20 protein-coding genes are annotated in these 23481 nt (G+C 48.4%); 12 read left to right on the forward strand and 8 right to left on the reverse strand.

The genetic code is table 11. From position 1 onward, the window contains the following. Positions 1–113: 113 nt before the first annotated feature. Both hemE and glnK read left to right on the forward strand, forming a co-directional pair. On the forward strand, positions 114–1229 hold the full coding sequence (gene hemE / locus FJM67_RS10740) for a uroporphyrinogen decarboxylase (RefSeq protein WP_140589176.1): 1116 nt from the start codon (positions 114–116) through the stop codon (positions 1227–1229). Between the two features lie 184 nt (positions 1230–1413). Beyond that, a complete protein-coding gene (glnK, locus tag FJM67_RS10745; RefSeq protein ID WP_140589178.1) occupies positions 1414–1752 on the forward strand; it encodes a P-II family nitrogen regulator in 339 nt (112 codons plus the stop codon). An 82-nt stretch (positions 1753–1834) separates the two neighbouring features. On the opposite strand, the gene FJM67_RS10750 is transcribed toward glnK, so the two are convergent. From FJM67_RS10750 to FJM67_RS10770, 5 genes are all read right to left on the reverse strand, one after another. Further along, complete coding sequence (locus FJM67_RS10750; protein WP_140589180.1) at positions 1835–2545, reverse strand: ABC transporter permease; 711 nt, start codon at positions 2543–2545, stop codon at positions 1835–1837. Between the two features lie 3 nt (positions 2546–2548). Then, positions 2549–3238, reverse strand: a complete 690-nt coding sequence (locus FJM67_RS10755; protein ID WP_219845956.1) for an ABC transporter permease — start codon at positions 3236–3238, stop codon at positions 2549–2551. Between the two features lie 51 nt (positions 3239–3289). Next, positions 3290–4045, reverse strand: coding sequence for a transporter substrate-binding domain-containing protein (locus FJM67_RS10760; protein ID WP_140589184.1), 756 nt, complete (start codon positions 4043–4045; stop codon positions 3290–3292). Positions 4046–4132: 87 nt separating this feature from the next. Then, complete coding sequence (locus FJM67_RS10765) at positions 4133–4900, reverse strand: ABC transporter ATP-binding protein (RefSeq protein WP_140589186.1); 768 nt, start codon at positions 4898–4900, stop codon at positions 4133–4135. Between the two features lie 133 nt (positions 4901–5033). Beyond that, entirely contained in the window at positions 5034–6053 is a 1020-nt protein-coding gene (locus tag FJM67_RS10770) for a GlxA family transcriptional regulator (RefSeq protein WP_140589213.1), read from the reverse strand. 296 nt (positions 6054–6349) lie between these two features. On the opposite strand from FJM67_RS10770, the gene FJM67_RS10775 reads away from it, so the two are divergent. The 3 genes from FJM67_RS10775 to sbmA all read left to right on the forward strand — a co-directional run bounded on the left by FJM67_RS10775 (position 6350) and on the right by sbmA (position 13889). Further along, positions 6350–11176, forward strand: coding sequence for an NAD-glutamate dehydrogenase (locus FJM67_RS10775; protein WP_140589188.1), 4827 nt, complete (start codon positions 6350–6352; stop codon positions 11174–11176). Between the two features lie 53 nt (positions 11177–11229). Further along, complete coding sequence (locus FJM67_RS10780; protein WP_140589190.1) at positions 11230–12441, forward strand: aspartate aminotransferase family protein; 1212 nt, start codon at positions 11230–11232, stop codon at positions 12439–12441. A 182-nt stretch (positions 12442–12623) separates the two neighbouring features. Beyond that, the gene (gene sbmA, locus FJM67_RS10785; RefSeq protein ID WP_140589192.1) at positions 12624–13889 is read left to right on the forward strand and encodes a peptide antibiotic transporter SbmA; all 1266 of its coding nucleotides are present in this window, start codon (positions 12624–12626) and stop codon (positions 13887–13889) included. Between the two features lie 20 nt (positions 13890–13909). Here sbmA and FJM67_RS10790 read toward each other — a convergent pair whose 3' ends face one another. Continuing rightward, positions 13910–15193: a ribonuclease J gene (locus tag FJM67_RS10790; RefSeq protein ID WP_140589194.1), complete on the reverse strand. Its 1284-nt coding sequence runs from the start codon at positions 15191–15193 to the stop codon at positions 13910–13912. Positions 15194–15429: 236 nt separating this feature from the next. On the opposite strand from FJM67_RS10790, the gene FJM67_RS10795 reads away from it, so the two are divergent. The 4 genes from FJM67_RS10795 (at position 15430) to FJM67_RS10810 (ending at position 19739) form a co-directional block, all read left to right on the forward strand. Continuing rightward, positions 15430–16608 (forward strand): MFS transporter, encoded by a 1179-nt coding sequence (locus FJM67_RS10795; RefSeq protein WP_140589196.1) that lies wholly within the window; start codon positions 15430–15432, stop codon positions 16606–16608. 74 nt (positions 16609–16682) lie between these two features. After that, positions 16683–16970: an HlyU family transcriptional regulator gene (locus FJM67_RS10800; RefSeq protein WP_140589198.1), complete on the forward strand. Its 288-nt coding sequence runs from the start codon at positions 16683–16685 to the stop codon at positions 16968–16970. Next, on the forward strand, positions 16970–17965 hold the full coding sequence (locus FJM67_RS10805) for an alpha/beta hydrolase (RefSeq protein ID WP_140589200.1): 996 nt from the start codon (positions 16970–16972) through the stop codon (positions 17963–17965). The genes FJM67_RS10800 and FJM67_RS10805 overlap by 1 nt, the downstream gene beginning before the upstream one ends. A 151-nt stretch (positions 17966–18116) precedes the next feature. Continuing rightward, positions 18117–19739 (forward strand): methyl-accepting chemotaxis protein, encoded by a 1623-nt coding sequence (locus FJM67_RS10810; RefSeq protein ID WP_140589202.1) that lies wholly within the window; start codon positions 18117–18119, stop codon positions 19737–19739. An 85-nt stretch (positions 19740–19824) separates the two neighbouring features. Here the strand turns inward: FJM67_RS10810 and fghA are convergent, their stop codons facing one another. Further along, complete coding sequence (fghA, locus tag FJM67_RS10815) at positions 19825–20661, reverse strand: S-formylglutathione hydrolase (RefSeq protein WP_140589203.1); 837 nt, start codon at positions 20659–20661, stop codon at positions 19825–19827. 65 nt (positions 20662–20726) lie between these two features. After that, on the reverse strand, positions 20727–21845 hold the full coding sequence (locus FJM67_RS10820) for an S-(hydroxymethyl)glutathione dehydrogenase/class III alcohol dehydrogenase (RefSeq protein WP_181161479.1): 1119 nt from the start codon (positions 21843–21845) through the stop codon (positions 20727–20729). Positions 21846–21974: 129 nt separating this feature from the next. Between FJM67_RS10820 and FJM67_RS10825 the strand changes: the two genes are divergently transcribed. From FJM67_RS10825 to FJM67_RS17975, 3 genes are all read left to right on the forward strand, one after another. After that, complete coding sequence (locus FJM67_RS10825; RefSeq protein WP_140589207.1) at positions 21975–22877, forward strand: LysR family transcriptional regulator; 903 nt, start codon at positions 21975–21977, stop codon at positions 22875–22877. Positions 22878–22980: 103 nt separating this feature from the next. Beyond that, positions 22981–23244: a ribbon-helix-helix domain-containing protein gene (locus tag FJM67_RS10830; RefSeq protein ID WP_140589208.1), complete on the forward strand. Its 264-nt coding sequence runs from the start codon at positions 22981–22983 to the stop codon at positions 23242–23244. After that, a complete protein-coding gene (locus FJM67_RS17975) occupies positions 23237–23398 on the forward strand; it encodes a type II toxin-antitoxin system RelE/ParE family toxin (RefSeq protein WP_140589210.1) in 162 nt (53 codons plus the stop codon). Before FJM67_RS10830 ends, FJM67_RS17975 begins: the two co-directional genes overlap by 8 nt. Positions 23399–23481 lie beyond the last annotated feature (83 nt).

Raw genomic sequence — 23481 nt, forward strand, 5'->3', positions numbered from 1 at the left:
GGCAAAACTTGATGGTTTTCTTAACCCGAGTCATAAATTCTGGTTATTCGTCTGTTTTTTTCATCAAGTTGAGTACAATGCCAAGCTGAATTTACGAGATGCGGAGTCACTGAATGTTTCCTGAATTGAAGAATGATCGTTTTTTACGTGCGCTGCTAAAGCAACCTGTGGATATGACACCGGTATGGATGATGCGCCAAGCTGGTCGCTACCTACCTGAGTACCGTGCTAGCCGTGCGAGCGCTGGGGATTTTTTGAGCCTATGTAAAAACGATGCCTTCGCCTGTGAAGTGACTTTGCAACCGCTAGATCGTTATGAATTGGATGCGGCGATTCTGTTCTCTGACATTCTCACCGTACCCGATGCCATGGGACTTGGCCTATACTTTGAAACTGGGGAAGGCCCAAAATTCAAACACGCCGTACGCACTAAGGCCGATGTAGACGCTTTACCAATCGCTTCCGTGACGGATCTTGATTACGTCATGAAAGCGGTTACTACGATCCGTCACGCTTTGAATGGTCGCGTGCCGCTAATTGGATTTTCTGGCAGCCCATGGACGCTGGCCACTTACATGGTGGAAGGCGGCTCTAGCAAAGACTTCCGCCACATCAAAGGCATGATGTATCGGGAGCCTGAAACCCTGCACGCACTACTACATAAGCTTGCTATTTCTGTGACTGACTACCTCAACGGCCAAATTAAAGCCGGCGCTCAGGCAGTACAGATTTTCGACACTTGGGGTGGCGTGTTGAGCGGCCCTATGTACCAGCAGTTCTCTTTGATGTACATGAAGCAGATTTTGGACGGTTTGATTCGTGAACACGAAGGTCGCAAAATTCCAGTGATCCTATTCACCAAAAATGGCGGACAGTGGCTAGAAAATATCGCTGCCACAGGTACGGACGCCGTTGGCCTTGATTGGACCACGGATATAGCAGAAGCCCGTGCTCGCATCGGTGACCGAGTCGCCCTACAGGGCAACCTAGATCCATGCGTACTCTATGCTGGCAAAGAAGTGATCGAGCGTGAGGTCGCTGCTGTGCTAGCTGGTTTTGGTCAAGGTTCGGGGCACGTATTCAACTTGGGACACGGCATTCACCAATTCGTCGATCCAGAACATCCTAAATATCTGATTGATGCGGTACACGAACTAAGCCGCCCTTATCATGAAGAGCAGTTCGACGATTTGGACGCGTTAAACGACCTAGAAACTCTAGATCGTTAAACCCATCCAAAACCGCAAAAGCCGAGCACCTAGCTCGGCTTTTTGTTGTAGCGCTTTGCACTATCAATGACTTAACCGACGCCATTTCATTCTGTTTTAGCAGCCATTTGAGTTCTGATAGTGGCGACTAAGGTCATACAATGGTAACGTAAGCGCAGATCGTTTTTTTACTTGGAGAACGTAAATGAAGTTAGTTACAGCGATTATCAAGCCATTTAAGTTGGATGAAGTTCGTGAAGCCCTTTCTGAAATTGGCATCAACGGTATCACAGTTACTGAAGTAAAAGGGTTTGGCCGTCAACGTGGTCACACTGAGTTGTACCGCGGCGCCGAGTACGTAGTGGACTTTTTGCCAAAGGTAAAATTGGAACTGGCTGTAGACGATAACCAAGTGGATGGCGCTATCGAAGCCATTCAAAACAGCGCGAATACCGGCAAGATCGGCGACGGCAAAATCTTCGTTTCTGCATTGGAACAGGTTATCCGTATTCGTACCGGCGAAACGGGTGCTGATGCCCTGTAACACCTTCGACTAGATACAAAAATGCCGCCTCGCTGGTTCAGCAGCAGGCGGCATTTTTATGTCACCATTTTTCCACCAAGAATTAACCTTTATCCGGCACCTTGATAGATAAGGTTCCCAAGTAGCGGTTTTGACGCTGTTCAATTAGCTTGAACAGATAAATCACCACAATACTGATCGCGAGATAAATCGCACCCGCAGCCAGAAATATTTCAATGGGTGTATAAGTCCGGGCAATGATAGTACGCGCCATGCCGGTCAGATCCAACAGGGTAATGGTACTTGCAAGAGCACTACCCTTAAGCATCAGGATAATTTCATTACCATAGGCTGGTAACACAATACCAAACGCACGGGGCAATAGTATGCGACGATACATCTGCGCTTTGGTCATCCCCACCACCATACAGGCTTCCACTTCCCCCCGTGGAATGGCTTGAATCGCACCTCGGAAAATCTCTGCGGTATAAGCTGAGGTGTTCAAGGTGAAGGCAATCACCGCACACCAGTAAGGCTCTCGCAAGATGGGCCAGAACATACTTTCTCGTACCACCTCAAATTGAGAGGCGCCGTAGTACACCAAGAATATCTGTACCAACAGGGGTGTGCCACGGAAGAAGAAAATATAGGCAAACGGCAATGAGTTGATCCAGCGATTCTTCGACACGCGTGCCAAGGCGATGGGTAAAGCGACTATGCCCCCTAACACGACGGACAACACGACTAACTGTAGGGTGATCCAAGTACCGCTGAGTAGGCGCGGAAAGTATTCAATAACAACTGAAAAATCCATGACTTACCCCCGGTGTAGACCGCGATTGGCGCGTTTTTCGAAATAGCTTACTACCACCATGGAAACGACGGTCAAAGCAAGGTACATAAAGGCTGCCGCTAAATAGAACAGAAACGGCTCCTTGGTATTATTCACGGCAATATTGGCCTTACGCATAATATCGTCCAATCCCACTACCGATACCAAGGCGGTATCTTTTAGCAATACGAGGAATAGGTTGCCAATACCGGGCAAGGCGATACGCCAAACCTGTGGCAAAATGATGCGGTAGAATTTGCGCATAGAGCCCATACCTAACGCAATGGCCGCTTCATGCTGGCCTTTAGGAATGGACTGTAGGGCGCCCCGAAACACTTCCGTGGCATAGGCGCCAAAAGTCAACCCCAGAGCAGTCACACCAGCCGCAAATGGGCCAATTTCGATGTATTCCTCATAGCCGAACCAACCAGCAATGCCCATCAGGACGGTGGTGGCACCAAAGTAGATAATCAATACCGTTAGCAGCTCTGGTATACCGCGAATAAGGGTGGTATAGCCGTTAGCAAGCCACTGCAATAGGCGAAAGCGCGACAACTTTGCCGACGCCCCTAACAATCCCAGAATCAATCCCACCAGCAGTGACGACATGGCCAGCTCAACGGTTACCTGGGCACCCAACAATAGCTGGCTACCATATCCGTGAAGATCAATCATAATCTTTACTCTGACTGACAGGCACGCTCTAAGAGCGTGCCTGAACGTGGATTAATAGATAGAGAATGGGAAGTACTTGGCGTTAATTTCAGCATAGGTGCCGTCAGCCAAGATTTCGTCCAACGCTTTGTTGAATTTATCTTTTAACTTGTCGCCCTTACGTACCGCAATGCCGATTTCATCTTCTTTCTTGAAGGCTTCGCCTTTGAATTCAAACTTGTCGCCGTTACCAGAAGTTTTCAACCAGTCGTAAGTAGGAAGCTCATCAGACAACACCACATCCAAACGTCCTGCAACCAAATCTAGGTAAACGTTGTCTTGGGTATCATAGAATTTCAACTCTGCCGTACTCATCAAGTTGTCTTCTAGGTACTGTGCAGCCAAGGTCGCGCGCTGAGCGCCAATAACCTTACCGTTTAGGTTGTTAAGGTCGATGTTAGAACCTTTTGGCGCCAAGTAACGCAAACCACCGGAATAGTATTTGTTTGAGAAATCAACAGCACGTAGACGCTCTTCGGTGATCGACATGGACGCGATGATGGCGTCGAATTTACGAACTTTCAAACCTGGAATCAGGCCATCCCAGTCTTGGGTAACCACTTCACAGTCTGCTGCCATTTTTTCACATAGGGCCCAAGCGATATCTACGTCAAAACCTTGTGGCTTGCCGTTCTCATCGATGTAGTTGAATGGTGCCCAAGCGCCTTCAGTGGCGATGCGAACTTTATCTGCTGCTTGCGCTGGCAATGCCGCCAATGTAGCACCCATTAATAAAGCGGAACCTAGTGCGATATTTTTCAATTTCATGTTTCTACCCTTCTTGTTGGTATGGAATAGATATATTGAACGTTTCATTGGGGCGTGACCCGCCCTCTATTGCAACTTACCCAACACTTAGAAAGTGCTGGATAAAAACTCTCGGCAGCGGGCAGAGTCTGGCGCACCAAATACCTTTTCTGGTGTACCTTTTTCTTCCACTAACCCCTGATGCAGGAATACCACTTCGCTAGAAACTTCGCGGGCGAAGTTCATCTCGTGGGTCACAATCAGCATGGTACGACCTTCTTCGGCAAGATTACGCATTACCCCGAGCACTTCACCTACCAACTCTGGGTCTAAAGCGGACGTAGGCTCGTCAAACAAAATGACCTGGGGATCCATTGCTAACGTGCGGGCAATCGCCACACGCTGCTGCTGTCCGCCGGAAAGTTGATTGGGGTACATGTGCTTTTTATCGGCAATACCGACTTTATGAAGTAGGTGCTCCGCATAGTCAGCGACTTCTTGCTTGGGACGTTTCAGAACATGTAATGGCCCTTCCATCACATTTTCCAAAATCGTCATATGAGGCCACAAATTGAAACTTTGAAATACGAACCCGATCCGCTGACGCATACGAGTCAGCTGTTTTTGATCCGCTGCTTCTAAGTCATGGGCACCGGGTTGTAGTTTGAGCTGCTCGCCATTGAAATGGATTTGCCCACGAGTGGGGTTTTCTAACAAATTGATACAGCGCAGAAAGGTACTCTTACCGGAGCCGCTGGAACCTAGGATAGATATCACGTCGCCGTCGTGGGCTTCTAGGGAGATACCTTTCAACACTTCATGGTCGCCGAAGGTTTTATGGATATCCATCAACTGCAGCGCAGGTGCTTTAGACATGTTAGTTACCTTTTAACTTGGTGATGCATTGACGCCTGTTAGACGTTTTTCTAGTTCTTATGCTTCTATGAGCTTTTGGCACAGTAGCGACGAAGATTCAAAAATCACGCCAAGGGTACTGTGTATTGTAAAACTATTTTCGCCAGAGTTGGCGTTTTTTCCTATCCGTGTGGACAAGATTGTTCACATTTATTGATAAATTCTTACGCTCTTCCCTCGGAGTGATGCCAAAGAACCCCTTGTAAGTGGTACTGAAATGGGGCGCCGAAGTAAAACCACAGGTTTGCCCCACTTCCAAAATACTCTTGTCAGTCTGCTGCAACAACTGCTTGGCATGTTGTAAGCGCAATTCCAAATAGTAGCGGGAAGGCACCGTATCAAGATTACGTTTGAATAGACGCTCCAGATGACGGCGCGATATTCCCACGTGGTAGGCAATATCATCTGACGACAAGGGTTCGGCAATATTGGCTTCCATCAACTGCACCGCTTCAACCAATTTGGGCTGTCCGGTGCCAATACGCGCTTGCAGTGGAATCCGTTGTGGATCTTCATGGGTGCGGATACGCTCACAAACAAACTGTTCGGAAATGGCTGCTGCCAGATTCATACCATGCTGTTTCCCAATCAGGAATAGCATCATATCCATGGCTGCCGTGCCGCCACTGCAGGTAAAACGATCTCGGTCTACTTCAAATAGATGGCTTGAAACCACTATCCCCGGAAACTCATCCCTAAGATTGGCAATACTCCACCAATGGATAGTCGCGCGGTAGCCATTCAGCAATCCGGCCCGGGCCAGTACGTAACTCCCAGTACAAATACCCGCCAAGCAGATACCAGTGCGAGCCTGTCTTTGCAGCCATTTTTCTAACGCTGGATCATCAACTTGCACCACCGGAGAGGCCCCGCAGACAAAAATGGCATCCAAATCATCAGGAGCATCCTGCAACTCATAGTCCACTTGGGTCGCCACACCAGAATTCGAAAGTACTTCTTTCGTATTTTGACCTATAGTGCAAAAACGATATAGCTCTTTACCACTGACCCAATTAGCCATGTGCAGGGTCTCCGCTGCGGAGGAGAACCCTAGCAAAGAGTAGTTGGGTAAGAGTAAAAAACCATATTTTAAGGCTTTTCGGCTCGCCTGCATGATTTCTCTTGATGCGAATTCGGTGTTGTGCAAATTATTATCCTACGATCAAAGCACTAAAAAGGGTTTTGTTTCGTTTAGAATGGATATCAAAGGGTTTTCCGGTTTCGATCAAGCATTTTTTCTACAGCGCGACCGCATGACAGAATTAAATGTCGCAATCTGGAAATTTCCTTTCTACCCAAAGAGTCAAGTTTTCATAATAATCGATAACTGGTCATTGGGTAGTGTTTTTTTCGACCTATAATTACAAGACGAGCTTTCACCGCTAACACCACTCATGAGGATGAGTAAAAATGACTAACACAAGAAAAAGCGAGCTTATAGAACGTATCAAGTCAGAGATGACCGAGCATTGCAATGCCACGGAATGTGCTGACCTACACAACCTGACTGACCTTTACTTCAGTGACTTACTGATTGAAGACATGGCTGCCGAGTCCATCGATAACCTTTATGGCACCGTCATCTGCCTATGGGACTATGTACAACAGCGCAAAACCGGTGAAGCCAAGGTTCGTGTTTACAACCCCAACTATGAAGAGCATAGCTGGCAATCAGTACATACGGTTATTGAAATTGTGACCGACGATATGCCCTTCTTGGTCTCTTCTTTCAACATGGCGCTAGTGCGCCTAGGCCATACCATTCATTTTACTGCCCACCCAGTAGTTCCTGTTAAGCGTTCCGCCAATGGTGAATTGGAAGCCATTTTGACCAAACAGGAAGGCAATACCTGCGAAGCCATGATTCGCTTTGAAATCGACCGCCTATCTGATGTGGAAGAAATGGAACGCATCCGCGCAGAAATTTTAAATACGCTTGCCGATGCCCGTTTGTGTGTACGTGATTGGCCAACCATGAAAGCCAAGCTAAACACCATCATCGCTGAATGTGAAAAAGTGGCACACCTAAAAAATGATGAAGGTCACCAAGAAAACTTGGACTTCCTACGTTGGGTGGAAGGCGATCATTTCACTTTCGTTGGTTTCCGCGCTTACGACTTGGTTGAAGAAGGCAATGAAACGCACCTGAAATTTGTTGAAGGCTCTGGCCTTGGCACATTCAGTGAGGAAGGTTTACACAAAACCGTTAAGCGTGACATCGTGCTTACGCCGAAACTTGCCAAGCTCGCGGTAGATCCATCCAATGCTTTGGTACTGACTAAATCTACGGCCATTTCCACCATTCACCGCCCAGTACATTTGGATTACTTGGGTATCAAACGCTTTGATAAGAAAGGCAAAGTCATTGGTGAATGGCGCTTCTTCGGTTTGTACTCTTCTGCGGCTTATGTTGCCCGCTTGCAGGACGTGCCTTTACTACGCAAAAAGCTAGACCACATCATCACCCGCGCCAATGTGGATCCAAACAGCCACAAGGGTAAAAACCTTAAACACATCCTGAACAGCTACCCACGGGATGAAATGCTGCAAGCACCAGTGGATGAATTGTTTACCACGATTGAAGGTATTTTGGCGATTCAAGAGCGCCGTCAACTGCGCGTATTCCTACGCAAAGACATTTACGGTCGTTTCCTCAATGCCCTAGTCTACGTGCCTCGTGACCGCTACAACACAGAACTGCGGATCAAGATGCAGGAAATTCTGCTAGATGCGTGCAATGGTACCAGCTCAGAATTTAACGTGCAGTTCTCCCAGCAGGTATTGGCACGGGTTAACTTCACTATCCAAATCGCTGACCCACAAAATACCCCTGTGATCGATGTGGAAGACGTACAGCGTAAAATGCAGGAAGCCATGTTGTCTTGGGAAGACAAATTGCTTTCCGCGTTACACACTAGCCAAGGTGAAGAAACCGGTAACAAGCTATTCAATGCCTACGCCCCATACTTCCCTGCCGCTTACGTGGAAGACTTCTCGCCGAACTCTGCCGTGCTGGATATCGAGCGTTTAAATCAACTTGCCGGTGAAGGGGATATCAGTACCCATCTATACCGTCAGGTTGGTCAGGCGAAAAACCATTACTTCTTCAAGGTCTACGGTGCTGGCACCACATTGGTGTTATCCGACGTATTGCCAATCTTGGAATATATGGGCTTACGGGTACTAGAAGCCCGCCCATACGAACTAGATCAAAATGGCGACGGCCAAGCCAATACTTGGGTGGTGGAATTTGCCATCAGCGTTAGCCCGAATGTGAATCTAGAGAAAAAAGAACAGCGTGAAACCTTCCAAGAAGCGTTCAACCAAGTATTCCAACGTCGCGTAGAAAACGATCGCTTCAACGCGCTGGTTCTTGAAGCCGGCCTAACTTGGCGTCAAGTCACCATGTTACGGGCAGTGACCAAGTACTTGATGCAACTACAAGTGCCTTTCTCCCTGCCATACATGCAGCAAACTTTGGAGAAAAACGCCAATATCGCGTGCCTATTGGTAGAGCTGTTTGAATTGCGTTTTGACCCTGCTTTGGAAAGCAAGCGCGACAGCAAAATTGAAAAGCTACTGGAAAAAATCGAAGCAGCCTTTGATAACGTTGCCAATCTGGATGAAGACCGCATTCTGAAACACTACTTGTCAGTGATTCAGGCCATGCTACGTACTAACTTCTACCAAGTTAGCGAAACGGGCGATGTGAAAGATTATGTTTCTTTCAAACTTGACCCAACCCAAATCCCAGCCGTGCCACTACCTCGTCCGAAGTTTGAAATCTTCGTTTATGCCCCTTGGGTAGAAGGCGTACACATGCGTGGCGGTAAAGTTGCCCGAGGTGGTTTGCGCTGGTCTGACCGTATGGAAGACTTCCGTACCGAAGTACTAGGCCTAGTAAAAGCACAAATGGTAAAAAACGCCGTTATTGTGCCTTCTGGTGCCAAAGGCGGATTTGTTGCCAAACAACTGAAGAAAAATGCTTCCCGTGAAGACGTACAGGCCGAAGTAGTACGTTGCTACACCACCTTTATTAGCGGTTTGCTAGACATCACCGATAACTTGGTACAAAACGAAATCGTAGCGCCAACAGCAGTAAAACGTTACGACGAAGATGACCCATATTTGGTAGTCGCTGCCGACAAAGGTACAGCGACCTTCTCTGACTTAGCCAACAGCATTTCTGCGAAATATGGCTTCTGGTTGGGTGATGCCTTCGCTTCTGGTGGTTCGAACGGTTATGACCACAAGAAAATGGGCATTACCGCCCGCGGCGCTTGGGAATCAGTAAAACGCCTGTTCAAAGAAATCGGTATTGATTGCCAAACTACCGACTTCACTGCGGTGGGTATCGGTGACATGGCTGGGGACGTATTTGGTAACGGTATGCTGTTATCCAAACACACTCGCTTGATCGCAGCCTTTAACCACATGCACATCTTTATCGACCCAACGCCGGATGCGGCTTCGTCTTTCGAAGAACGTCAGCGCCTGTTCCAACTTCCACGCTCTACTTGGGAAGATTACAACAAAGAACTGATTTCTAAAGGCGGCGGCATCTTCAACCGTAGCGCCAAATCTATTCCAATCAATGCGGATATTCGTAAAGCCTTGGGCATTGAAAGCAACGTGAAGTCCATGGCGCCAACGGATCTGATTTCACACATTCTGAAGGCGCCTGTTGATTTGTTGTGGAACGGCGGTATCGGTACTTATGTGAAATCCGAAAGCGAATCCCATGCGGATGTTGGCGACAGCGGCAACAATGCCCTTCGTGTTAACGGCAATGAACTACGCTGCAAAATCATTGGTGAAGGTGGTAACCTCGGTTTCACTCAAAAAGGCCGTATTGAGTTCGCCCTAAACGGCGGCTTGGTATCTACCGATGCGATCGATAACTCCGCTGGTGTAGACAGCTCCGACCACGAAGTTAACATCAAGATCCTGCTTAACCGTATCGTTGAAAATGGCGATATGACCGAGAAGCAGCGTAATACCCTACTAGCAGAAATGACTGACGAAGTAGGCGAATTGGTACTGCGCCACAACCGTGGTCAAAGCCATGTATTGTCCCTAGCCAATGCCCAAGCTCCAGAGCGTCTAACTGACCACTGGCGTTTGATCTTATCTTTGGTGCGTGAAGGTCGCTTGAATCGTGAGATCGAGTTCTTGCCAACTGACAACCAAATTAAGAAGCGTCTAAGCAAGGGGCTAGGCTTAACCCGCCCAGAAATTTCTGTCCTATTGGCGTACTCAAAAATCCGTTTCTTCGAGGAATTGGTGGAAGACGGTATCGGTGAAGATGCTGACTTGATCGCCCAGATCAAACATTACTTCCCGAAACCGCTGGTAAAACGTTTTGGCGAGCATATGGCCGAGCACCCATTGGTGCAGGAAATTGTCGCCGCCCACGTTACCAACAATATCGGTAACCGCATGGGGCCAACCTTCGGCGTACACGTACAGGAAGAAACCAGCGCTTCTTCTCTCAATGTGGTGCGCGCTTACATGGCTGCGGATGAAATCTTCAATATTCCAAGCCTATGGGATGCCATCAACGCCCTAGACTTCAAAGTTGACAATGGCCTGTTGAATCGTCTGTTGATTCAAATTCAAAACATGATGGAACGGGCGACCCTATGGCTATTGCGTAACACCCGTGAAAGCTTGTCCATTCAGCGTCTGATCGATGCTTACAAGCCTGGTGTGGAAATCATCCGCGCCAACCTAGATGCCATCCTCACTGAGCCAAGCCAAGCGCACTTGGCGAAGCTAAGCGCTGAATTGCAGGAACAAGGCATTCCAGCGGATGTGGCCAACAATTTGAGCGCCATGCAGTACCTCTTCTATGGTTTGGATGTGATTCGCGTTGCCGCCAATACCGAGAAAGAAGTGCTGGATGTGGCCCAAACCTATTTCGCCCTAGAGATGGATTTGGAACTGCATTGGTTACGTCAAAGCGTGGCTACGCTACCAGCGGATGACATGTGGGAGCGCCGCGCGAAAGCCGGCCTTGGCGATGAAGTAGATAACAGCCTACGTACCCTAACTCAGGAAGTTATCCAAGCCAGTGCCGATATCAAAGAGTTGGATGCACGCCTAAGCCACTGGCGTGAGCTTAACAGCGATAACATCAAACACTACCGGGCCACTTTCAGCGAGATCAAAGCTGAAACCGAGCTCACGCTATCTATGGTGTCTGTTGCTATTCGTGAGTTGAGAAATCTGATATAAACCCAAAGCGGCCGGCACGGATCGGCCGCTTATTTTTCAACGAGGTAGACAAAGTGACTGAACAAGTAACGAGAGCAACATTTGACGAGGTAATGGTTCCCAACTACGCACCAGCGGCGATGATTCCTGTGCGTGGTGAAGGCTCTCGCGTGTGGGATCAGGAAGGCAAAGAGTACATCGATTTTGCTGGCGGTATTGCCGTAACAGCACTCGGACACTCCCACCCGAAACTGGTTGAAGTAATGCGCGAGCAAGCCGGTAAACTTTGGCATTTGTCCAACGTAATGACCAATGAACCGGCGCTACGTTTGGCTAAAAAACTGACGCAAAAAACCTTCGCTGACCGCGTATTTTTTGCCAACAGTGGTGCCGAAGCTAACGAAGCCGCGTTCAAGCTTGCCCGTCGTTACGCGTTTGACAACTTTGGCCCTGAGAAGAACGAAATTATCGCGTTCTATCAGTCATTCCATGGTCGTACTTTGTTTACCGTGTCGGTTGGTGGTCAACCCAAGTACAAGGAAGGCTTTGAGCCAACGCCAGGTGGCATCAAGCACTGTGACTACAACAACATCGAACAACTTAAAGCACTGATCAGCGATAAAACCTGTGCTGTGGTGATGGAACCTATCCAAGGGGAAGGCGGTATCATTCCTGCGGATAAAGAGTTCGCCAAACAGGTGCGTGAATTGTGTGATCAATTCAATGCATTGTTGGTGTTCGATGAAGTGCAATCCGGTGTGGGTCGTAGCGGTACTTTGTATGCTTACGAGCAACTTGGCGTCACTCCAGATGTACTGACTACCGCCAAATCATTGGGTAACGGTTTCCCAGTGGGTGCTATGTTGGCAACGGACAAGGCGGCACAAGCCTTAGGCTTTGGTACTCACGGTAGCACCTATGGCGGCAACCCAATGGCCTGCTCTATTGCCGAAGCGGTTATTGATATTGTTGATACCCCCGAGGTACTAGAAGGGGTTAAAGCACGTCATCAGTTATTCGTAGACGGTCTAAAAGCCATCAACGAAAAATACCATGTATTTAAAGATATTCGTGGTATGGGTCTACTGATGGGTGCTGAAGTCAAAGACGAGCTAGCTGGTCATGCCAAAGATTTCGTTGCAGCTTCTGCTGAAGCGGGTCTTATGGTGCTGGTTGCTGGGCCAAACGTGGTGCGTTTTGCACCATCTTTAATTATCCCAGAAGAAGATATCAAAGAAGGCTTAGCTCGTTTCGAGCAAGCGGTGGCTAAAGTAGTCGCTAACTAAGCACTTATTGTTTATCAAAGCCCTGCCCGCGTAATGCGGGTGGGGCTTTTTTATTGAATTTCCCTATTCCTTTCTTATCCCCGATTGTTCTCACCAGCGCACTGGTTTAAGCTCAAAACCTCATGTGGACAAGAGGTTAGCGTCCCGGCTATGTTCTGACTAATTTGAGAGTGAGATTAAACGTGTTTTTGTCCTTCTTCCCCAAACCCAAACTTTTCTTTCTGACCTTTGCCCTCTGGGCACTTGCTGCCGTGATCGGTTGGTATGGCTGGTTACAAGACTTAGGCCCAAGCTTATCCATCGGTAATTGGCTCGGAGCAGCGTTCCCAGCTGCGTTAACAGAAGGCGCCGACCAAACGGCACAAATGGCATTTCAGGAAGCCCAAAGCTGGGCCCAAGATGTGTGGCTCTACCAGTACATGCTGGTGTGCTATGGGGCGTTCGTCGTCAGCTGGATGATTTATGGCGGACAAAAATGGGGCAAGTGGTCCATTGCTGGCTCTGCCTTGATTGTCTTTATCACTTGGTTTCAAGTGCAAGTCAGCGTCATGATCAACGAATGGTACGGCGCTTTCTACGACATCATTCAAAAAGCTCTGACCGCCCCCAATACCATTACCCTCGCCGAGTTTTATGGACAACTAGTGACCTTTGCAACCATTGCTTTGGTGGCAATCACTGTCGCGGTGTTTAACAACTTCTTTGTCAGTCACTATGTATTCCGCTGGCGCCAAGCCATGAATGACCATTACACCGCCATGTGGCCAAAAGTCCGCCACATTGAGGGGGCTTCCCAACGGATTCAAGAAGACACCATGCGCTTCGCCAGTATTGTGGAAAGCCTAGGTGTACGCTTTCTCGATGCAATAATGACCCTATTAGCTTTCTTGCCGGTGCTGTGGGGATTATCCGGTTACGTCACCGAGCTACCACTGATCGGCCCGGTACCGCAGGCATTGGTATTCGTGGCGATTATCTGGTCAATCATTGGTACGGTTTTATTAGCCACCGCGGGTATCAAGCTGCCCGGCCTGGAATTTAAAAACCAAAAGGTGGAAGCCGCCTACCGCAAAGAATTGGTATACGGTGAAGACCATGCCGACCGCGCCGAGCCGATTAAGTTAGCCGAGCTATTCAGTAATGTGCGTAAAAACTACTTCCGGCTCTACTTCCATTATTTGTACTTCAATGTGGTGCGCTACGGCTACTTACAGGCGGGGGTATTAGTGCCACTGATAGCCCTAGGGCCTTCCATCGTAGCAGGTGCGTTTACCCTAGGGGTGATGCAGCGTATTTCCAACGCGTTTAACCAAGTGGAAAGCTCGTTCCAATTCTTGGTCAATTCATGGACCACCATTGTGGAGCTTATCTCTATCTATAAACGCTTGAAAGCATTTGAAAGTGCTATCGAAGAGATGCCGGAAGAAACTGCAATTCCACAGCAGTAATCCAGTTAGTGGCGATTGCCCTAGCGCTCTAGGGCAATCCGTCGTGCTTTTACGGCTTTTCGTCGTAACCCCGGTTGGGGTGATATTTGAAACAAATCTCCATTCAATCCTGTCAATGACCTTGGCACACCGGAGTCTTTGGCAATACTGGCGTTCATACGCATATGTTCCGCTTCCCCATGGGTGGGAATGGCCAGTTTCGGCTGTAACCACTGGTACATATTGCGCAACTCATCCTGATAAGGGTGCCCGCTGACGTGAATAACCTGTTCCGTATCATGGGTTTGTAAGGTTCGAATGCCACGGGCATGGAAACGATCCACGAGCCGCTGGATCTCTTTTTCATTACCGGGGATTATCATGGCACTGAAGAGTACCAAGTCGTTTTCTTCTAAAGTGAGGTCATAACAGTTATCCAACGCCAAGCGAGTCAGCATGGCTTTGGGCTCTCCTTGGCTGCCCGTTGCCACCGCTAGCACCTCGTTAGCCGGTAGAAAACCAATATGACGGCTATCGATCACATCCACATCGTCCGGCCAGTAACCACTTACTTTCGCAGCCGCTACCATATTTTGTAGCGAACGCCCCATCAGCGCGCAGTAGCGTCCAGTTTCCTTGGCGATTCTAGCTAGGGAAACGAGCCTAGCAATATTGCTACTAAAACAGCCCACCACCACACGGCCTTTTTCCCCTCGAATGGTTTCTAACAAGCCGTGATAGCAATCCTGTTCGGAACCGGAGTGACCTTCCCGTAGGGCATTGGTTGAGTCACACACCACAGCATGAATCGGGTAGCTACCAAACCGTTCTAGCAATTGGGTTTTAAAACGATCGCCGATGACAGGGGTAAAATCAATTTTCCAATCGCCCGTATGAAAGACATTGCCCGCGTTGGTGCGAATAAATAGAGCGCAAGGCTCGGGGATGGAATGGGTCAAGGTTAGCCAACTGACATGGAACTCACCGATGTGCGCTTCCCCTTCTAATGGCACCTCATGGATTGTCACTTCCCCTAGCAAGCCCACTTGTGCCAGTTTGCGCCGCAGAATTTCTGCCGTAAACGGGGTGGTGTAAATCGGTGCATTAAAACGACGCCAAAGAAACGGCACGGCGCCAATATGGTCTTCATGGGCATGGGTAATCACAATACCGGCGAGCCGCTGCTTTTGGGAGGCAATAAACTCCGGATCGGCACAGACAATCTCGCTGGTTGTTAAGTCACCCTTAACCAAGGGTTCATTAAATGACACCCCACAATCCACCATTAGCCACTGACCATTGTGTCCATACAAATTCAAATTCATGCCGATCTCCCCTGTTCCTCCTAATGGAAGGAACCAGAGGTCCTGTTGGTTCGGGACAAGCGTTGAAATAGGAGACTCCTTTTATAACTTGGCGTGATATCTGTCATTTTACCCACTTAAACGGCAATTCGTGTCCATCAGGCTTCTAAGACATCATAACTCATGCTAATTTCACATTATCTGCATTATACACAATCACTTATATGCGCCCTTGCCTATTGGCGTAAGGAATAACCATGCTTGGCATTACTGTTTGGGGCCTTGCCCTTGGCCAGGGACTACTTGTCACCGGCAATATTTTATTGGTGTCGGTGACCGCTCTAATTGGCCATAAACTCGCTCCATCCTTGGAACTCGCCACATTACCGATTGCGTTTCAGTTCCTCGGTTTGATGGGCGTCACCCTACCGGCGGCGTTATTGATGGGCTGGCTGGGACGCAAGCTAGGCTTCTTAATCGGCAATTTAATTGGTGTGCTTGGTGCCGCCTTGGCCTATGTGGCAGTAGAAGGGCAATTGTTTGAGCTATTTTGCTTATCTACTTTCTTGCTTGGCATGGCCATTGGTGTGGGTCAGCAATACCGTTTCGCTGCGACAGAGCATGCCCCCAAGGAAAAAGCTCCACAAGCCATCAGCCTCATTATGGGGGCTGGTATTGTCGCTGCTATTTTGGGGCCTAATCTTGCGGTGTGGTTTGCGGATTGGTCTGACATCAAATATTTGGGGGCATTTGCGGCCTTGTTTGGTCTATACGCCCTCACGACCCTACTGATTTTGCTGTTGCCGCTACAAAAGCCAGCGCCACTTAGCAAAACTGAGCAAGCAAGTTCCTACTTAACGTTACTGAAAAATCCAACTTTATTAAGTGCCATTACCGCTGGAGCCATTGGCTATAGTGTGATGGTGTTGGTGATGACGGCGACGCCGCTGGCCATGCAAGGCTGTGGTTTTGGCTTCGACAGTACCGCCTCGGTCATTCAGTGGCACGTGCTGGGGATGTTTGCCCCATCTTTTATTACTGGGCGCTTGATCACCCGCTTCGGCACCCAGAAGATTATCTATCTTGGCTGTATTATGTTGCTCGGTTGTGTGTTGCTTAACCAGTTTGGGCTAACCTATTGGCATTTCTGGACAGCGCTGGTGTTACTCGGTATCGGCTGGAACTTTACCTTTATCGGTGCCACCAACCTGCTCACCAATAGCTATCGTCCAGTGGATAAAGCCCGTGTTCAAGGGCTGAATGACTTTATGGTGTTTAGCACCAGCGCTGCCGCCAGTTTGCTGGCCGGCTATTGGTATAATTTGTTTGGCTGGGAACTGCTGAACTTACTGATGATTCCTGCGATTTTGTTGGCGATGTTTACCTTAATGTCGAGTCGTAAGCGTGCGGTGCTCTTGGCTCGAAGTGAGTCTTAACTTTTACCGTATTTGACGCTCTAATTAGGAACAGCCACAATAAACGCAACAGCATTAATTTGGAGTTTGACGTTATGGGGTTACTGTCCTCGATTTCGAAACTATTTAGTGGCGGTCAAGAAAGCGCCAACCAACCGTCCGTGGAAGCGGTGGAATACCAAGGCTTTCTGATTCAACCGGCCCCTATGAAAGATCAAGGTCAATATCGTGTCGCCGCAACCATCACCAAAGGGGAAGGTGAGAATTTACGCGAACATAAATTTATCCGCTCCGATCTATTGGGTAGTTTCGATGAATGTGTGGAACTCACGGTACGCAAGGCCAAGCTCACCATCGACCAGTTAGGCGATAATATTTTCTGATGGTGACGCCGCCTTGGTGCTTGCTCGATAGCCAAGTTGACCTACTTGGAAAAGATTATCTCTGCCATACTTATCGGCTGCCAGGGCCGGTAACTATGGTGGAAAGCAGTCTGGTTGAATATTTACCCGCGATGCCCGCCAGAACCGCCATTCTCTATATGCATGGCTACACCGATTATTTTTTTCAGGGGGATCTTGGGCCATTTTTCGCCAAGCTAGGGCTTGGTTTTTTTGCCTTGGACTTACAAGGCTATGGCCGATCAATACGCCCGAACACCCCACCCAACTGGTGTGATAGTCTCAGCCAGTATCATATGGATATACGCATGGCTCTAGCCCATATGCGCTCAGCCGGTATCGAGGAAGTAGTGATTCTGGCTCACTCCACCGGCGGCTTGATTGCCTCAAGTTACCTAGCGAAGCAATATGATATGGATGCCGCCAACGAGCAAATCCCTTATCCAGCCATTCGCGGCTTAATACTTAATAGCCCTTTTTTGGCATTGCCTTTTTCCCCGAAACTGCAATTACACATGACGCGACTGATTTGGTGGGTGGTCTCAGCCCTGCCATTTCATCAGCTTAGAGCTGACAAAATCAGCACCTATGCCCGTACCATCCATCGGCGCTTTCGCGGCGAGTGGGACTATCGTCTGGATTGGAAACCAGCCCACGGTTTCCCCTTATCATTTCATTGGCTCAAGCAAATTATTTTTAGTCAGCGGGATCTGCTTAAACAACGGATTCCGTTGCCCACGCTTATGTGCCACTCTAAGCGCTCAACCCTGCGGCAACACTCGGTAGAAGCAGTGCGCCAAGGGGATGGAGTACTTGATGTGGAAAGCATGAAAGGAGCCGCTGGGATGATTTTTCAGAACCTCACCCAAGCGGAGATAGATGGCGGTTTCCACGACCTCTACCTATCGCCGGAGCCAATTCGGGAGCGTTACCTCAGCACCATCGAACGCTGGTTAAACCAGCAAATCCTACTATAGCTCTCCTTGCTAATGTGACAAAACAATGAAATTCCCCCATGAAAAATGAGTTTAAATTCAATGAAGTGATTTATATCAGCACAAATTTGGGGCACTCAATCATAATTCTGACTTATCCAATTTAACTATCATCAGCAGGGAGGCGGTCATCATGACTCTCGCAAATATAAAAGTCGGTCACAAACTTTGGGGCCTTATCGCAACACTGATCCTATTGCTCGTGGTATTTGAGGGCGTAGCCTATTCAGGGCTCTATTCTGAGCTACTATCGGCCCGCAAACAGCAGGTCAAAGAACAAGTGGATAATGCCCACTCACTCATCAATTACTACGTGCAGCAAAGCGACACCCTAGGCAAAGAACAAGCCCAAGCCGCTGCCTTAAAAGCGGTCGCAGCCCTACGCTATGGCAATGACGGTTACTTTTGGATCAATGACTTAAACCATACCCTGTTGATGCACCCATTTAAACCCCAACTTGCGGGGCAAAATATGGCGCAAAAAACTGATGCCAGCGGCAAATTCCATTGGCAAGCCATGGTCACTACAGTCAAACAACAAGGCCAAGGCTTTGTCGATTACACTTACCAAGGACCTCAAGTGGCGACCCCAGAGGATAAAGTCTCTTACGTTCGCGGCGTGAAGGAATGGGGCTGGGTTGTGGGTTCCGGTGTGTTGCTGACAGATGTACAACAACAGTTCTGGAGTAGCATGACCACCTCTGCCACAGTGGAAGCGATTTTAATCATTGTAGCACTGCTTATTAGTGCGGTTATTGTTGGTGGCATTGTGAAACCCCTGAAACAGGTAACAGGCTTTCTACAAACTGTTGCGCAAGGGGATATGACCGGACGCATCGAGTTAGACCGTCGCGACGAGCTTGGCATTTTGGCCAATTCTGCCAATCAAGTATCTGAATCCCTATCCCATACGCTAGGACAGGTTTCTTTCGCGATCGAGGAGCTACAAACCGTCGCTACCCAAATGCGTGCTAATACAGCAGAAACCAAACAGGGTATGAATAGCCAGTTCCACGAAGTGGATAAACTGGCCGCAGCCATGAATGAAATGTCCTACTCCATTAAAGACGTGGCTATTAACGCAAAAGAAACCGCAGGGTGCACCAAGGATGTACAGCAACTCACCCAAGAATCTAGCCGTGATTTGAATGAAACCAACACCAATATCCAAGCCCTAACAGAGCATGTAGAGGGGGCAAATCAGGTCATTGGTCAATTACTTTCACAAACCCAAGAGATCAATTCTGTACTGGGCGTGATCGGTGATATTTCCGAACAAACCAATCTGTTAGCGCTTAATGCCGCGATTGAAGCTGCTCGGGCTGGGGAAATGGGACGTGGCTTCGCGGTGGTGGCTGACGAGGTACGCTCACTTGCTAGTCGCACCCAGAGCTCTACGGTAGAAATAAGTCAAATCATTGAAAAACTTCAGGAACAGTCTGCAGTTGCTTCTAAATCTATGGCTTCCAGCACCCAACAAGCGGAGCAAGGTGCCGCACGGATGAAACTTGCCGCAGAGCATTTGAGCCATATGTTAAGCCAAGTGGATGATGTGTCTGATCGCAGCATTCAAATTGCTTCAGCAGCAGAGCAACAAGGTCAAGTCGCAGAAGAGATTAACAACAATCTGATGACTATTCGCACCGCTTCAGAGCGGGTGCTACAGGAGTCCGAGCAAGTGGCGCAAGGCAGTGACATGATTGCTGAAATGGCGACCGGCCTACGCAATCAAATCAATAAATTTAAGTTCCATTAATCTGTTTCACCGACCATAAAAAAACGCCCCGTGGAGTTATCCAAGGGGCGTTTTTTTTATTGGATCAACAATAGCGCTTAACTTATTAAATCAAACCTAATGCCTTGGCATGATGCTCTAGGTGATCATCAATAAAGGTTGAGATAAAGAAGTAGCTATGGTCGTAACCTGGCTGACGGCGTAGGGTCAAAGGATGACCGGCTTTTTCGCAAGCCGCTTCCAAGGCTTCTGGCTTAAGTTGCTCTTCCAGGAAGTTATCTGCCTCACCCTGGTCAACCAATAACGGTAGACGCTCTTGTGCGGTGGCAATCAGTTCACAGCTATCCCACGCTTTCCACGTTTCGCGATCGTCACCCAAATAACCAGTGAATGCTTTCTCACCCCAAGGACATTGAGTTGGGTTAGTGATCGGCGCAAACGCCGATACAGACTGGTAGCGGCCAGGGTTCTTCAATGAGCAAATTAAAGCGCCATGGCCGCCCATAGAGTGACCAGAAATAGAACGTTTGTCTGTCACCGGGAAATGCTCTTCTACCAGATGAGGCAACTCTTGCACCACATAATCGTACATATGGTAGGTGTTAGAGTAAGGGGCAACAGTAGCATTCAAATAAAAGCCTGCCGCAGAGCCGAAGTCGTAGCTATCGTGCTCGCCGGGGTAATCGGTACCACGGGGACTGGTGTCCGGCATAACGATGGCTAAACCTAGCTCGGCAGCTTTTTTAAAGGCACCGGCTTTTTGGGAGAAGTTCTCGTCGGTACAAGTTAGACCAGACAGCCAGTACAACACAGGTACGTTGGCGTTTTCCGCTTGGGCGGGCAAAAAAATGGCAAAAACCATATCGCCTTTCACTGACAAACTTTCATGACGGTAGCGCTTTAACCAACCGCCACTTACTTTGGTACTCGATAACAGTTCCATAAATCCCTCTTAATATCAGTAAAAAAAGCCCATCGTGGGGATGGGCTTTTCACTACAGATTGATTTTATTTCGCATCAAACTCGATAACAGTACGAATACTCTTACCTTCGTGCATCAAGTGGAAAGCTTCGTTAATGTCTTCCAACTTCATTTTGTGGGTTACGAATGGATCGATTTCGATCTTACCGCTCATGTAGTCTTCAACGTAACCTGGTAGTTGTGAACGACCTTTCACACCGCCGAACGCAGAACCGCGCCATACGCGACCCGTTACAAGCTGGAATGGACGAGTAGAGATTTCTTGACCGGCACCGGCGACACCGATGATGATGGATTCACCCCAACCTTTGTGACAGCACTCAAGGGCGGCACGCATCACGTTAACGTTACCGATACACTCGAATGAGTAGTCAACACCACCGTCAGTCATCTCAACGATCACTTCTTGGATTGGCTTGTCGAATTTGGATGGGTTGATAAAGTCTGTGGCACCGAACTGCTCTGCCATTTCGAATTTAGATTCGTTTAGGTCAATGGCGATGATTCGAGAAGCACCAGCCATGCGTGCACCTTGGATACAAGATAGACCGATACCACCAAGACCGAAGATAGCAACCGTCGCGCCTTCTTCAACTTTCGCTGTGTTTAGCACCGCACCGATACCCGTAGTTACGCCACAGCCAAGTAGACAGATTTTGTCCATTGCCGCTTCTGGGTTCACTTTCGCTAGGGAAATTTCTGGTACAACGCTGTATTCAGAGAAAGTAGAACAGCCCATGTAGTGGAAAATTGGCTCACCGTTGATGCTGAAACGGCTAGTGCCGTCTGGCATCAGACCTTTACCTTGCGTTGCACGAACGGCTTGGCAAAGGTTAGTTTTGCCAGATTTACAGAACTTACACTCACCACATTCTGCGGTGTAAAGTGGGATGACGTGATCACCTACTTGTAGAGAAGTAACGCCTTCACCTACCGCTTCAACAATACCGGCACCTTCGTGACCTAGGATCGCAGGGAAGATACCTTCTGGGTCTTCGCCTGAAAGGGTGAACGCGTCGGTGTGACATACGCCCGTAGCGACCATGCGCACTAGCACTTCACCGGCTTGTGGAGCCTGTACTTCAACTTCTTCAATTTTAAGAGGTTGACCTGGGCCCCAAGCGACCGCTGCTTTACATTTCAACATTGTGAACTCCGTCTAACATAACAGTGAGTGTAATAAGTTAGGTAAGTGTAGACGCAAAAAACTATTGCGATAATAGCCAATTTAACAAATCATTATTGTCATATAGCAACAATAGGAGCTTTCTCTATGAAACAATGGGAAGCCATGGAAGCGTTTGTGGAAGTGGTACATCAAGGCAGTTTTTCCAAGGCGGCCAGTCGTTTAAACGTCTCCGCCTCCCACATTAGTCGGCTGATTACTCATTTAGAACAACGCTTGGGTACGACCTTGCTATTTCGCACCACTCGCAGTATCCGACTAAGTGAAGCTGGGGAAAAGTTCTATCAGCACTGCCGCGATTTGCCCAATACCCTCGCCAGTGCAGAGGAAGCAGTCAGCGCCATGAGCCAAGCCCCAACCGGTACATTACGCATCACTTGTGCTACCACCTTTGGTGAGCGCTATTTAGCTCCCCTACTGAACGACTTTCTGCTGCTTTATCCCCAAGTAGAGTTGGACTTGCATTTAACCAACCGGGAAGTGGATCTCATTGAAGAAGGCTATGATCTTGCCATCCGTATGGGGGCGTTACGAGATTCTAGTTTGCTCTCCCGGCGTCTTTGTGACCGTGCGGAGTATTTGTGCGCCTCCCGTGAGTACGTAGATCAGTACGGGGTGCCACATACCTTAGCGGAGCTAAACAAACACCGCTGTCTGATGGGCTCGAAAACCTATTGGGTATTCAGTCAAAACGGCCAACGTAAAGAGGTAAAGGTGCCCAGCTTTTGGCGCAGTAACTCCGGCCCCGCACTACTTAACGCTGTACGCAAAGGGCTCGGCATCGCACAACTACCGGACTACTATGTAAAGGATGACCTTGAATCCGGCAAACTCGTTTCCCTGTTGCCACAATATCAATATCCCTACACTGGCGTGTGGTTAGTCTACCCTAGAGCCCAGCAACCCTCCCCAAAGCTCAAGCTCACCTGTGACTATCTGATAGAACGCTTTGCCAATGAAGATATATTTGGCATGTGGAATCTGAGTTAGGCTACCCCATAAATAAGGTATGGCATATCCGACTCTCAGATTGGCCACAAAACGAAAGTGGTGCGATAATGCATCATATCTACATCAAATCTGAGGTTTTGTTATGTCCCGTTTGAGTATTAGTCTCACTGAACCCAATGCTAAGTGGATAAAATCACTGCTAGAAAGTAAAGAGTACACCAGTACCAGCGATGCAATTAATGACTTGATCCGACAAGCGCGCCGGGAAGAGTCACAGCACATAGATAAAGTTCGATCACTACTTATTGAAGCTGAAGAGAGTCTGAGCAGACATGGCTACAGCAAGCTGTCAGTTAATGATATCTGGGAAATAGCCAAGCAACGCCATACAAAAAACGATGACTAACTACCGATTGTCACCAGCCGCTGAGCAAGACTTAATTGAAATAGCTGTTTTTGGAATCGAACAATTTGGTATCGCACAAGCTGAAAGATACCGAGATAAATTGCAGCAACGCTTTCAACAACTTGCTGAAAAACCTCACCATTACCGTTCCTAGTTGTATGGAAAAATATTCCATATCGCCGGGCGAACAGTGTTCCCGGCTGTGAGTGCTCCAAGCTTACGCTCGGGCACTTACCC

Source organism: Maribrevibacterium harenarium (assembly GCF_006385675.1).
GTDB lineage: Bacteria > Pseudomonadota > Gammaproteobacteria > Pseudomonadales > Marinomonadaceae > Marinomonas > Marinomonas harenarium.